Source organism: Pseudomonas oryziphila (genome assembly GCF_003940825.1).
GTDB classification, from domain to species: Bacteria; Pseudomonadota; Gammaproteobacteria; order Pseudomonadales; family Pseudomonadaceae; genus Aquipseudomonas; species Aquipseudomonas sichuanensis.
Genome location: NZ_CP034338.1, coordinates 588,618 through 602,001, shown reverse-complemented (window position 1 = coordinate 602,001; position 13,384 = coordinate 588,618). Strand labels below are relative to the sequence as shown.

General features: G+C 57.1%; 8 protein-coding genes and 1 pseudogene. All 9 read right to left on the bottom strand.

Annotated features, from left to right (window positions below; genetic code table 11):
- Nucleotides 1-254 precede the first annotated feature (254 nt).
- Entirely contained in the window at nt 255-563 is a 309-nt protein-coding gene (locus EJA05_RS02870; RefSeq protein ID WP_125857250.1) for a hypothetical protein, read from the bottom strand.
- Between the two features lie 52 nt (nt 564-615).
- On the bottom strand, nt 616-936 hold the full coding sequence (locus tag EJA05_RS02865; RefSeq protein WP_125857249.1) for a hypothetical protein: 321 nt from the start codon (nt 934-936) through the stop codon (nt 616-618).
- Nucleotides 937-1,303: 367 nt separating this feature from the next.
- Nucleotides 1,304-1,819, bottom strand: coding sequence for a hypothetical protein (locus tag EJA05_RS02860; RefSeq protein WP_125857248.1), 516 nt, complete (start codon nt 1,817-1,819; stop codon nt 1,304-1,306).
- Between the two features lie 553 nt (nt 1,820-2,372).
- Nucleotides 2,373-2,762: an Imm10 family immunity protein gene (locus EJA05_RS02855; RefSeq protein WP_223811883.1), complete on the bottom strand. Its 390-nt coding sequence runs from the start codon at nt 2,760-2,762 to the stop codon at nt 2,373-2,375.
- Between the two features lie 769 nt (nt 2,763-3,531).
- Nucleotides 3,532-3,939, bottom strand: a complete 408-nt coding sequence (locus tag EJA05_RS02850) for a hypothetical protein (RefSeq protein ID WP_125857247.1) — start codon at nt 3,937-3,939, stop codon at nt 3,532-3,534.
- A 360-nt stretch (nt 3,940-4,299) separates the two neighbouring features.
- A pseudogene (locus EJA05_RS02845) lies at nt 4,300-4,725 on the bottom strand (RHS repeat domain-containing protein); the annotation flags it as partial.
- 272 nt (nt 4,726-4,997) lie between these two features.
- Nucleotides 4,998-5,612: a hypothetical protein gene (locus EJA05_RS28325; protein WP_223811882.1), complete on the bottom strand. Its 615-nt coding sequence runs from the start codon at nt 5,610-5,612 to the stop codon at nt 4,998-5,000.
- Nucleotides 5,613-5,622: 10 nt separating this feature from the next.
- The gene (locus EJA05_RS02835) at nt 5,623-10,326 is read right to left on the bottom strand and encodes an RHS repeat-associated core domain-containing protein (protein ID WP_223811881.1); all 4,704 of its coding nucleotides are present in this window, start codon (nt 10,324-10,326) and stop codon (nt 5,623-5,625) included.
- Nucleotides 10,323-13,334: a type VI secretion system Vgr family protein gene (locus tag EJA05_RS02830; RefSeq protein ID WP_125857246.1), complete on the bottom strand. Its 3,012-nt coding sequence runs from the start codon at nt 13,332-13,334 to the stop codon at nt 10,323-10,325. Before EJA05_RS02830 ends, EJA05_RS02835 begins: the two co-directional genes overlap by 4 nt.
- Between the last annotated feature and the right edge of the window lie 50 nt (nt 13,335-13,384).

Here is a 13,384-nt window from a genome sequence, read left to right as displayed (position 1 = left end):
AGCCACTTAAAAAAGGGAACAGATTTATTTTCTCAACCCTAACTTCTGTCCAGCCTGATTCTTTTGCTAGATGCATTTAGCGGCGACTTGCGTAGGCTCGTCCACAAACCGACTGTTGTCCGCCTGCTTTGCCCGTCAAAAAGCCTATCGAATCAAGTTAAATTTCTCTGCCGGAACTTCAGTTCTGCGCCACTTGATCCCAGCCGGCAGAAATTAGAATAAAAAACAAATCTGTCCCCTTTCATCTTTAGAAATCACTCCGCTTTCCAAAAACGTTTCCTTTTAAGCTTCTTACGGAGCAAATCCAACTCCTCTCGACCACAGCACGCCTCAAACCTATCCGAAAGCTTACCTTTAATCTTCTCCAGCCTAGAAATCATTTGAGAATCACATATAAACCTTGCAGTTTCCACGCGATAGCCCCTTTCATCTTTCGCGGCAACCTCTTCACGCATATAGTAATGCAGCCCGATATTCCTTAATGAAATCAGGAGGTACTCCAACTCCCAAAGAATATCTACAGCCTCTTCACCAGAGATTGTTACATCTTGTTCTTCACGCAACTACTTCCCCTCCCTACTGAGTTAAATTTTGATCCACTCTGAACCGCCGAAGCTATACATCCCCCGGCCGCTCCCAAAACTCAATTTTATCCAAAACCCTCTCCAGATCATCCATATCATCATCGCCTAGCGTATCATCGAATTTTGAAGAAATTATCATTCTCATTTTTGCCAACCTGTCAGTCACCCGCTCGGAATCAATAAATTTCGTGATCGCCGCACAGTAATCTTCACAATCTGCTAGGTCCGCAATTGACTCACTTTCATAGTGCCGATTCAATCTTCCAAGCGACACCAAGATAAACTCTACCTCTCTCAATATGGCGTCCACATCTTTCCTGCTCAGGGAGATTTCTTCATTCTCAATTCTCATATAACTTCCTTCGCACCACCGTATGATTTCTCAGTTCAAGATCACCTTTGACCGCCAACTATTGTTTATGATAGCGGGACTTGCCCACCCACTCCAACCTGCTATCCTCAACGTCAGCCTCTATATAATCCCGACCTTTATCTTCCTTGATCTGATATTTTTCTGCACCTCAATTTTTGACAACGATTTATTACTGGCATGCTCCAGATACACTCTATTTCACATGCGCAGCCTGGCCACTTCTTGCCAGTTGTAGGCCGCTGCTGGCAAGGGCCTTGGACCTGCACTCAATGATCGAGCCAAGGCGTAGTGAGTTAATTGCTTTAAATGTCACCAATAACTTATTTCCCCAGCGAAAAGTAATGCCTCAACGAGTCGATTCAATACCTGACCAACCGACCTGTTTTTTGGAAAATGCACGATCAGCGCTTAACATTGATAATTCACCGGCGAAGATCGGATCCTCCTTCACCGCTGTTTCTTGAGCGGCGCTGAACACTACCGCCCCTGTACCACCTATGCTCTCCAAATGCATCTGAGCTACATAGAAGTCATAAAAATCAATAACAGCTGCCTCCACACACTCCAAGCTCTCAAGTTCACCCTCTTTGAAATACTGAGCAAGATCTGACAGAGCGTACAAGTACATATTTAGCAGAATACCCTCTGCTTTAGCATCTTGCTCATCAACAACAGTGCTTCGCATGGCTTTCTCTACCCCTTTGAGAGTGACTTTTTTGCCTTCCGCAAGCCACCTCCATGCCTGATCGAGCAAACCAATAAATACGGTCGGGATTACGATACCTTTGCCCTCTAACAGCACCGTAAGGCGATCAAGTGACTTCAGCACGACATAAAGCCCAACTCGCTCATCATCACTCATGCTCTCAACCTCTATTCCGCTTCAACGGCGACACAGGCTTGGCACCATACCCCATGATTGTTTCCTCGCAGTTCACGCATATTGGCCTGCTGGCCGCATTTTCCTGCATCATCATATTATTTTTCTCTGCGTACCTTTTGATAATGCTGGCCTCCGCATGTCCATCTTGTTACTGCGTGGATCGCTCCCCAGCGGGCGATTTAGTTCCTAAGTTTCCTCGTCCAGCAGATTGCCTGCCGGATCGAAGGCATAGGTCTCGGCACCGAGGCGGCTGGTGGTTTGCAGCGGGCAGCCAACCAGATCGTACTGATAGGCCAGGTGACCACGGCGGGTATCGCGGATATCGGCCTGTTGGCCGACTGCATCGAATGGATCCCAGCGCTTGAGCAGCGTGGACTTACCGTCATGACCACCCAGGAGTTTCTCTTGTAAGCGCCCTGCTGATTCTTAGGCATGGTTTTGCATCAGCTGGTGGCCCTGATGATAGACCCTGCTCGGCACAGGCCATTAGCCACAAAGCAAGCGGTGCTACCGGCGCCTATACAGAGTTAAGTCAGTACCTAAGAAGAGTTACTTCCCCCATGAAAACATCATTTAAAGCCAAAAAAATCTCTTCGCTTTCCACGACAGAGCTTGAAATATTGACTTGAACTGAGTTGAGTGACTGCACCCACCCATAGGCTTCAACGAAACTAAATACAACCTTATCTACAAAAATCTCTACCTTCTTTAGGCCACCATAACCAGCAACACCCGGACTTCCAACCTCAACATAATAAGTATCCTGCCCAAGGTCTTCATCCTGATCATCAATCTCATCCGATCTTTGTAAAATGATGAACTCCGAAGGCTCATCATGGCTATCCGCAAAACCGACTATCAGAGCATCCTCTTCTCTAGAGGAATTAAAACATATCGCTGTAAACTTATTATCCATAGCCATGCTATTTCCGCTTCCGGAGGCCTGTAGTAGACGAGTAATTACTCCCCTTTCACTTCAATGCAAGTCAGCTGCCAGTTGTACTCGCGCCTTTTCAACTGTTCTCTTGAGCATGTAATAGTCGCTCCTCGTAAGCCTCAAGCTTCTTATCTTACCAAGCATATCAATTTATCGAACCAGCGCATCGAGCATCAACCCCACCTGCTGGACACTATCCGCCTACTTGAACTCATAAAAAGGAAGCTGCACACGTGCCTCAACGACTTTTCTAGCTTTGTGATAGCGCTTAACCTCAGGATACTCAGCAACCAATTCCTCAGGCATCACAATAGAGATAAAAGTCATTTTCTCCGCACCACATTCGAGGACAACATCCTCCAGCAATCGCACCATAACCGGCTATATTTTGTTGCGTGCAATATGCTCCGCATCACCGATAAGCGCATGCTGCTCACTGGTCACTCCAAATATCATAAAGCACCAATTTAATAGACGCTCATATTAGCGATAGACGCTTACTACCTCTCGTAGGCGCATAAGCAAATATGCTCAAGCCACCGATGAGACTGATCGATTCCCAGTTTATGAATCGCCCAGCCTTCGGATCATAGTCGCGATTGCGGCTCTAGTTTAGCCCTGCCTCAGAGTCGTGATACTGCCCCTGAAAGCGGATTGGATTGTGCAGGCCAATCTGCTCAGTTTGCCTGCCAATAAGTGCCGCCTCTGGGAGCAAGTAATCACGCTCCCCCTCGGCGACTCATATAATTCTGCCCTAGACTTTTAGCTCCAACCGGGCCTTCTCAACGATTTTTTTTAGCATGGAATATTCCTCACCTGTTAGCTTCAAGCTTTTTATCTCTTTCATCATGTCGACCGAGCGCGTTAATGCATCAAGCACCAAACCAATTTGCTCGGAGCCACCTGCCTCTTTAAACTTATAGAAAGGCAGTTGCACACGAAGCTCAATAACTTGCCTCGCCTTGTGGTAACGCTTAACTTCCGGATAATCACCAACTCGCTCGTCGGGCATAACTATAGTTATGACACTCCATTTTTTTGCACCACATGAGAGCTCGACACCTTCGAGCAACTCAGAGATAACAGGCTCAACTGTATTACGCGCAACTCTCTCTGAATCACCTACTAGAATGTGCTTTTCGCTCGACATCCAAAAATCCATCAGCGACTCCTAGTAATCACTTTTATTTAATGGAGGCCTCTTGCCACCATTTGCAGCCTTATACTCAAGGATTTTTTTATGCTGCCAAGAGTGCATCTCCTTCTTGCTCCCAGATGCTTCCTCTTGCATTTCCACACCATTATCGTCGAGGTATTTTTGCGTGTACCGCTTTTTACCCATTGTAGTTTCGCCATACTTCATAACCTCACCCGACTTTCGATCTCTCAGTGTGTAGCCAATCGCAGGTTTGGTCGAATTGTGGCTATTCCCATGGGTACCATCCGATTCACACGGGCATGGCTTGGATGGATCTTTCCCCGCCGCAAACTTACCACCCGCCTGACGCGGTTGCCCTTTCCACAACCCTAACGGGTCAACCCACTCAACAGGGTTCGGCGCATACGCAAACAGGTTCAAGCCACCGGTGTAACTGATCGGGTCCTGGTTTATGAACCGCCCAGCCCTCGGATCATAGTACCGATAGCGGTTGTAGTGCAGCCCCGTCTCATGGTCGTGGTACTGCCCCTGGAAACGGATCGGGTTGCTCAACCCAATCTGCTTGGCCCACTCCGAACGGGTTTCCTTGATCTCACCCCAGGCCTTGTACTGCGCCGTCCACGCCACCTCGCCAGTGTGGTCGGTCAGCTCCATCGGCGTGCCCAGGTGGTCGCACTGGTACCAGAGGATCGCATCGATCGGTTGCGGTTTGATCTCTTGTTGCCACAACGGATCCTGATCGAAGTCGTACTCGCGATCGCTCCAGTTGGGCTCGCGCAGCAAACGGATCGAGGGTTATGCAGTGCTGGGCCACCGGCACGAGATAGTGGCGTTGAAGTGGCCGATCAGTACCGTGATCAGCGGATCGCCCAGCAGCATCTTGGCGCTGTTACGCAGCCCCTGGCGCACCAGGAACAGAGTCGGCGGCGCCGGCAGCAGGCCGACCTCCGCCCCAGACTAATGAATCGGCGGTGAAACACTTCAACAATGCCTAACTAAACCTGTGATTCCTGAAGGCCCTCCAGAAAACAATTAGGTAGAGCTGTTGGTCGTATACCAGCTTAACGCATAGGAATAGGCAATCTTCTTGTCAGAGGCCGCAATGCTTCTCGATCATTCCACAGCCCTGGAAAAATCTCGAATTTCAGATCATCTCGATTTATCCCAGAATCATAATAACGTGCAAGCCTATCCGAAAGATCTTCATCACCCCACATATTTACCAACTCGTGCCCCTCAATAATTTCACGATCCTCCACAACTGATAAGTCATGTTTTATGACCGGAGCTTCGTAAGTCTCTACACGGTCGCCGCCGCTCAAATCCACTAATCGCCCGCCGTACAGAGAGAAAGTGTCACGACCGCCTTTGAAATGCCCCTTATCCAAAGAAGTATACGCAACAATCCAGTATCTTTGCGGGGTCAAACAACACTCTTGCACCCCTTCAACTGAGATTTTTCGAACGCCCAATTCTTTCAGAACAACCGCACCGACAAATATATGAAACAGTGGTTTCACATCACCCCAATTAACATCATCCCAGCAATCTTCCTGACGAAAGACATCGCACACACATAACATTGCACCGCTCAACATGCGAGCAACGGTGTAAAGATCCTCCCGCACCTGAAGAACAACAAACTCCCCAAACTTCCAAACTATTCTTTTTCTCATCATACAACCTTTAAATTTCGCAAACTACCGAGCCATTGGCCGCCTGTGATTCTAAATGCCGATTTGCCGCGTCAGAATACTCTTGCCGCCTTGCGTTACCTGCGCCTACAGGATTCTGACGGTTAGCGGTACCGTCCAAGCCATCATTCTCAAGGAAATAATGCTGCTCCAGGCCTCTAGCAGTTGCTTTACCTTCTTGCCCATATCCTCGATACAGGACTGTTGGAGCTGTTCCACCAAAGCGATCATAGTTTCCATTGTAACGATATTTAACAACATCGCGACCCGCCTGATCACCTGGCATGCTTGCGTAGCCTATATAAGGCTTACCAGTTTCTTTATCAATTGCATGGTACGTGACATGTGTCGCATTTGCGGGATTACCTGCAAGCCCCAACGGGTCAACCCAGGTCGTAGGGTTACGTGTATACGCATAAAGATTGAAACCACCGCTATAACTGATCGGGTCCTGGCCCACAAACCGCCCAACCCTCGGATCATAGTACCGATAGCGGTTGTAGTGCAGCCCCGTCTCGTGATCGTGGTACTGACCCTGGAAGCGAATAGGGTTCGTCATCCCAAGCTGCTTGGCCCACTCCGAGCGTACCTCGCGCACTTCACCCCAGGCCTTGTACTGCCCCGCCCACGCCACTTCGCCAGTGTGGTCGGTAAGCTCCATCGGCGTACCGAGGTGGTCGCATTGGTACCAGGCAATGGCGTCGATCGGTTGCGGTTTGACCTCGTGCTGCCACAGCGGGTCCTGATCGAAGTCGTACTCCCGGCCGCTCCAGTCCGGTTGGCGCAGCAAGCGAATCGGCTCCTTGCGCAACGCCTGAGCAACCGGCACAAAGTTGCCCGGCTCGTACAGGTAATGCACCGTGCGCCCGGTCTCGCCTTCGTCCTGCGGCGGCGAGCTTTCCCAGGCGAGGGTATCGCCGTCCCAGCCATAAAGGGTGTAGCCACACCCCAGTTCGCGCTGGCGCTTGGCGCGCTGCATCTGGTTCCAGCCACTGCCGGCACGCGGATCGTCCTGATGATGCGCAGTGGAGTGTTTGTGCAGACGGCGGCCCAATGCGTCGTAGCTGTACACCACGCTGAGCTTGCTGTCATCGAAACGGCTCAGACGGTCGAACAGGTCCCAACCGAGTCGCGCGTGTTCGCCGTTGTGCAGACGATGGACCAGGTTGCCGCGTTCGTCGTACTGGTAATGGGTCCCGGCGTATTCACGCAGCAGGTTGTCCATCAGCTTGTTACGACGTGGGTCGCTTTCCAGCGGACGATTGAGTTCCTGGGTCTTGTCGTCCAGCAGGTTGCCGGCCGGGTCGAAGGCAAAGGTCTCGACACCAAGGCGGCTAGTGGCTTGCAGCAAGCGACCAACGGGATCGTACTGATAGGCCAGATGGCCACGGCGGGTGTCGTGGATATCGGTCAGCTGGCCAACCGCATCGTATTGATACTGCCGTTTGAGCAGGGTGGACTTGCCATCGTGGCTGCCCAGCAGTTGCTCCTGAAGACGCCCGGCCGGATCCCACGCCTGGGTTTGCATCAGCTGGTTGCCCTGATGCCGCGCCACTTCGCGGTGCAGGTCGTCGCGCTCGTAGGCCAACAGTTCGTGCTGGTCGAGGGTCATGCCCAGCACGTGACCGCTGCCGTAGGTGAGCACACTGACCTTGTGTCCGTCGGGGCGAATCGTCGCCGTACGCAGGTTCAGCGCATCGTATTCGTGCTGCCACACCGCAACCATCGGCACCTCGGTGCCCAGGTAGTGCTGATGTTCGCGAGTAAGGTTGCCGGCTTCGTCGTGGAACCATTGCAGCTTGCTGGCGGCGTTGATTGCCTGGATCAGCTTGCCGTTGCGGTCGTAGGCGAAGGTCTCTTCTTCGCGTTGATCGCCCTGGCTGGCAACTCGGGAAACGATTCGCCCCACGGCATCGAAGGTCACCTGGGTACGACGCTGCCCAACATAGGTGCTGTTCAGACGCCCGCTTTCAGCGTCGTACTCGTACCGCGTGACCAGGCCGTCGAAGCCCTTTTCTTCCAGCAGGCGACCAACCGGGTCGAAGTGGAAGGTGGCCTTGCTCTCGTTCTCGTTCTCCAGGCCAATCAGGCGGCCGAGCTTGTCCCAACGGTAATGCAGGGTGTGCTCAGCAGCATCCACGCGCTCGGTGAGCAGACCAACAGCGTTGTAGGCCCAGGTAGTACACCGGTTCAGCGCATCGGAGTGCGCCAGCAGGCGGCCTTCGGCATCGCGCTCGAAGCGTTCCTCGGTGTTGTCCGGGTGAATGACTTTGGCCAGTTGGCCGGCCTTGTATTCGTAGACTGTCTTGTTGCCCGCGGCATCGGTGAACAGCACCAATTGGCCGAAATCGTCGTACTCCCATTGGCTGGTCTTGCCCGAGCAGTCGGTGTACTCGACCAGCTGATCCGCCCCGTTGTACGCCAGCTTCTTCTCGTTGCCGTTGGCGTCCTTGATCGCCTTGACCAGGCCGGAGGGCGTATAGGCGAACTCGGTCTTGTGGCCCAGCGGGTCTGTGGTTTCGACCAGGTTGCCCTGCTTGTCGTAGTCACGCAGCCACAAACCACCTTCGGCATCGCGGATCTTGATCAGGTGGCGACGGTCGTCATAGGCGAAGTGCGTCTGACTGTGGTCGGCACGGATATGGCGAATGACGCTGCCTTGCTCGTCGTAGTCGTAGCGGTCTTCACTGCCATCCAGGTGGACGTGGCGCAAAAGCTTCTTGCGCTCATCGCGGAACAACCATTCCGAGCGCTCGTCGGGGTAGCGGACGCGATAAAGGCGACCCTGGATGTCGTAGTAGTACCAAGTCTCCTGACCGTGGGCGTCGGTGACGTAGGTCAGGCGGATGTTCTCATCCCACTCAAGCCTAGTGTCGAAGCTACCATCGTCGGCCCATTCGCGGATGGCCTTGGCATCGAAGGCACTGCCATCCCATTGCAGGTTCATGCCGCGACCGGTGCGGTCGGTGTACCGGGTCACCAAGTGATTCTGGTACTGGTAGTGCCAGGCCGCGCCGTTTTCATCCTGAGCAGCAGTCAGATCGCCCTGGTCATCGTAGTGGTAGGCGCACAGCTGCCTCAGCGGCTGGCCGTCGCGCATTTCCCACAGGCCGGTGATATGGCCGTGGTCGTCGATCAGGGTGCCGAGGTGGCGCAGCACATCTTTCACATCACCCTGGAAGGTAATGATGTCCGACAGCACCGGACGCCCCTCGTGGTGGTGCTCATAGTGCAGCATGCAACCGGCACCGTTGTTGAGGGTGATCTTCTGCAGGTAATAACGATCCTCGACGCGCAGGTAGTATTCCTTGCGCTCGAAACCTCGGCAGATCACCAGCTCGTTTTCACGGCTGCGAACCAGCAGCAGGTCCTCGATGGCGTTGTACAGCGACTTCTCGACCTTGGGCAGCTCGAAGGCATGGCTGCGACCGTCGTGGTCATGGAACAGCAGGCCCTTGCCCACCACGTCGATACGGGTGGTGAACTCGGTGATCCAGCGCGCCCCGAGGCTGCCCTGGTCATATTCGGCCAGGCGCGAGTGATAGGTTCGCTCCCATTCGATGGGGAACGGTCCAGGCAAACTGAAATCGGTATGCAGGATGAACTCGGAACCCAGCGAGAAACTGATGCTGTGGCCTGTACGTGCCTTGGGTTCTGGTGGGCAGGGCTTACGTTTGGGACTGGGCGTACTTTCCGCTTTTGCCTGCGACCCACTGACCGCCAACTCCCCCTTGCCCTTCTCCCGCTCCACCTGCGTGGTGGTCCCCGGCTTGCTCACCCCCGGCTGCCCATTCTTGTTGCGCTTGCGGAACCCCTTCACCGCCCCGCCCAGCACATTGAGCATCCAACCGATGCTCATCTGCGTACCCGGGTCAGCCAGCTTGTTCAACTGCCGGGCCATCTCCGGGCCCAACGCACGCAGCTGGCCGGTGTTGGCCAGCACCTTGGTCTTGATTTCGTCCGGCAGCAGCTTGCTCGTCGCGCTGTTGGCCAGCCCCTTGCCGGCAGCCTTGTAGGCACTGTGCACCGCGCCTAAGAAGTTGCTGAAGGCGGCCTTTGGATCGTTGAGCAGCTTGTCGGCGGCGGCGGACGCCTGTTTGCCCGCCTTCGACATGTCGCCCTTGGCGTCCAACTGGCTCAGGGCAACCTTCTCCAGCCCCGTGGCGATCTCGCTGGTCATCTTGGTGCCGAGCGCGCCGGCGTCGGCGAGGATGCCCGCGAGCTTCGGCTGGGCCTGCTTGACGAAGTCGTCGATGGTGCCGGCGATGGTGGCGTTGAGATGGCCGATCAGCACGGTGATCAGCGAATCGCCCAGCAGCATCTTGGCGCTGTTGCGCAGCTCCTGACGCACCAGGAACAGGGTCGGGCGCAGGCTCATGCGCGCCGCGGCCATGGTCGGCGGCGCCGGCAGCACGCCGATCAGGTTGATGCCCAGGCTCACCCAGTCGAGCAGCTGGCGGTTCTTGCTCTTGACCAGGGTCACCACGTCGCCCAGGGCATCGACCAGGGCCATGATGTTGCCCACCACCGGCAGTGCGCCGGCCACGGTCTTGATCCGTTCGAGGGTGACGTAGCCACCGCTGACCGATTGCAGCCAGGCGTCGAAGGCGGCGGCGCCGCGGCCGACGTCCTTGGCATCGATGGTGTTGAGGGGGGCGACGGCGACCTGCGGTTCGCGCTGCTTGGCGTCGGTCATGCCAGCACCTCACTGCTCAGGCTTTTCGCCGGGTTGAGCGGTGGGGTGAGCGTGGGCAGGCTCGGCAACTGACGGGCCGCGTTGGCGGCCTTGAGCGCGGGCGCCGCGCCGGGCACCACATTGCTGGCCAGTTGGGCCATGGCGCCGGTGTCGCCGCCGACTGCGGCCTTGACCTGCTGCACCTTCTGCAGCGCGGCCTGGCCGCTTTTCGCCAGTTGCATGCCAGTGCCGGCCAGGGCCTTGCCCTGCTCCAGCATCCCTGTGCCACCGGGGCCGATCATCGCTTTACCTTGTGCCATCGCGTTCTGTACCAATCCCTTGCCCTTGTCCATGCCTTGCTGGGCCAGTGCCAGGCCCTTGCCCAGCAGGCCGTCGGCGCCCTTGCCGGCGCTCAGCACCTCGCCGACCACGGCCTGTTGGCCGGGGGCGATGTCGTTGAAGTCGGTCTTCGCCGGCCAGACGCCAGCACCGAAGTGGCTGCCGTCGGCCCAGGTGTCGGCCGGGTCCAGGCCGAAGTCGACCCACAGCGGGCCGGCGGCGGCGCCGCTGGCCATGTTGAAACCCTGACCGTCGAGCTTGCCCTTGATCGACTTGCCCAGGGCGTCGATCACGTCGTAGTCGCCAGTCTTCACGCCCTTGCTGTTGGCGTACTGGTACAACAGCTCGAGGTTGCCCTTGCCCGGTTTGGGCGGCTCGGGGAAGGTGCCGGCCTTGCTCGCCGCGCCGATATGGGCGAACTGCGCAGCCTTGGCGGTGTAGTTGGCGCTGGTGACGTGGGTGATGCCGCCGGCGTTGTAGGTCGTGCCGCTGCCGCCGCCCTGCAGCACCAGCTCGGTCTTGGCGGTGAGCACGATGCGGTCGGCGTTGGCGGTGACGTCGAGCTTGGCCAGCAGGTTGATGTTGTCTTTCAGGGCGCGGATATCGATGTCGCCGGAGGCCGACACCAGCTTCCAGCCCAGGCTCTGCACGAACAGGCGCATGCCTTGGCTGGCGCTGGCCAACAGGCGTTTGCCGGCGGTCAGGCTGGTGTGGCCGGTGCTGCTCAGGGCCAGGTGCTCGCCGGTGGTGATGTGGTTGGGGCCCGGGGTGGTCAGGGCGATACCGGCAGGGCTGGAGAGCACCAGGTGCGGCTGGGCGAACTCGGGGAATTCGTTGGCGCTCTGGTTGACCGGGCCGCTGCCGAGGATGCCCTGGTGCTGCTCGTGCAAACGCTTGGCGACGTCGTCCTGGTCGCCGGGTTCCTGGGCCTGCATCTGCTTGGCAAGTTCCGCCAGGCTGTCCTGCTGGTCGCTGGCGGTAGCCAGGCGTTCGGCGGTTTCGGGCAGGTCCTTGTGGTGCTTGGCTTCGTTGGCGCGGGGCTCGGTGGTGAGCAACAAACCGCCCGCAGCGCGGATGGCGCCGTGGCGGTCGGTGCGCAGCTCGAAACCTTCACCGCGCGGGGCGCCGCCGCTCGGCCTGGGGTGAGTGAGGTAGCCGAGGTTCAGCGCACTCGCGCCGTGGTCGCTGCGCAGGCCGATGCTGATTTCGCTGGTGGTGTCGTCGATGCGCAGTTCGTTGCCGCGGCTGCCCTTGTATTCCTTGCTCTTGATGGTGGCCAGGGTCTTGAGGTCAGGCAGCTTGTAGTGCGGCATGTTCACGCCGTGGTACAGGCAGCCGGTCACCAGCGGTTGGTCGGGGTCGCCTTCGAGGAAGCTGACCAGTACCTCCATGCCGATGCGTGGCAGTTGCAGCCCGGCGATGCCCTGCCCGGCCCAACTGCTGGCGACACGCATCCACACGCTGGACTTGTCGTCGGACTGGCCCTCGCGGTCCCAGAAGAACTGCACCTTGATGCGGCCGAATTCGTCGCAGTAGATCTCTTCGCCGGCCGGGCCGCTGACCACGGCGCGCTGGGTGCCGAGGATGCGTGGCTTGGGGTGGTTCAGGGGCGGGCGATAGGCCGCATCCCACGGGGTGGCGCTGAACTGGTTGCGGTAGCCCTGCTGGAAACCGTCATGTTTCGCGTCGATATCGCTGGTGATGGCTTCTTCCAGCACCTGCGGCTGGCGGCCCTGGTGGGTCACTTCAAGCAGCAGCCAGAGGTCATTCCAGGCGGCATTGGGGTGGCTGGCCAGGGTCAGGAAGTGCCCGCTGGCGAGCAAGGGCTGGTCGCTGTGGCCTTCGGCCAGGCGGAAGTCGCTGCGGTGGCGTTCCAGGGCGCGGGTGGCCAGGTGCTTGCCGCGGGCGCGGTCGAGAAAGCGCCCGGGGTAGTCGTAGTCTTCCAGCTCAGGCTCGGCGTGGCTGACCGACTCGCCTTCGAGCTGGATCAGCGGCTTCTTGAAGTCGTAGTCGCGACGGGTGACGCTGCTTGTGCGGGTTTCCACGCGCAGGCCGAAGCGCTTGATCATCGGCGTGTCGGCCACCAGCCCGGCATCCTGCTGGTAGGCCACCGGGGCCAGCTTGCGGAACACGGTCTGGTCGTCACCGAACACCAGTTGGTGGCCGGCAGCGCTGTGGCGGAAGTGGTAGTGAATGCCCTCTTCTTCGCACAAGCGCTGGATGAATTGCAGGTTGGACTCGTCGTACTGCACGCAGTACTCGCGCTCGGGGTACGTCGCGCCCAATTGGAACTGGTAGGCGTTGCCAAGAATGCCGTGCTCTTCGAGCACCTGGGCAATGATCTTCGGCACGCTCATGTGCTGGAACATGCGCTGGTTGATGCGGTGGGCCAGGTACGCCAGCTGCGGGCGTAACGTGACCTGATAGCGGGTCAGGCGCTTGCCTGCCTCGCCTTGCGCGGCGCGGTAGATCAGGCCATGCAGGCCCCGCCCGTCGTCGCCGAGCTGAAGGAACGCGGGCTTGTGCAGCAGGCTTTCCAGGTCCCGCGAGGGGTGCTCGCTGACCAGTTCCAGGTCGATGGAGTACACCTGACTGATGGCTTCGCTGCCATCGAAGGCGAGTACCTGGAAGTCATGCTCCAGGCCATCGATATGCAAGCTGAAGTGGGTCTGGTTCGCGGCGGCAAACATCCTTGTCCCTCTGTAGCGAGAATGGGCTGGTGAAACGACCGCAGCCCGCG

Excerpts from the sequence above, each read along its gene's own strand:
- EJA05_RS02865 (WP_125857249.1), bottom strand. The coding sequence starts at position 936 with ATGAGAATTGAGAATGAAGAAATCTCCCTGAGCAGGAAAGATGTGGAC.
- EJA05_RS02850 (WP_125857247.1), bottom strand. The coding sequence starts at position 3,939 with ATGGATTTTTGGATGTCGAGCGAAAAGCACATTCTAGTAGGTGATTCA.
- EJA05_RS02855 (WP_223811883.1), bottom strand. The coding sequence starts at position 2,762 with ATGGCTATGGATAATAAGTTTACAGCGATATGTTTTAATTCCTCTAGA.
- EJA05_RS02835 (WP_223811881.1), bottom strand. The coding sequence starts at position 10,326 with ATGACCGACGCCAAGCAGCGCGAACCGCAGGTCGCCGTCGCCCCCCTC.
- EJA05_RS02860 (WP_125857248.1), bottom strand. The coding sequence starts at position 1,819 with ATGAGTGATGATGAGCGAGTTGGGCTTTATGTCGTGCTGAAGTCACTT.
- EJA05_RS28325 (WP_223811882.1), bottom strand. The coding sequence starts at position 5,612 with ATGAGAAAAAGAATAGTTTGGAAGTTTGGGGAGTTTGTTGTTCTTCAG.
- EJA05_RS02830 (WP_125857246.1), bottom strand. The coding sequence starts at position 13,334 with ATGTTTGCCGCCGCGAACCAGACCCACTTCAGCTTGCATATCGATGGC.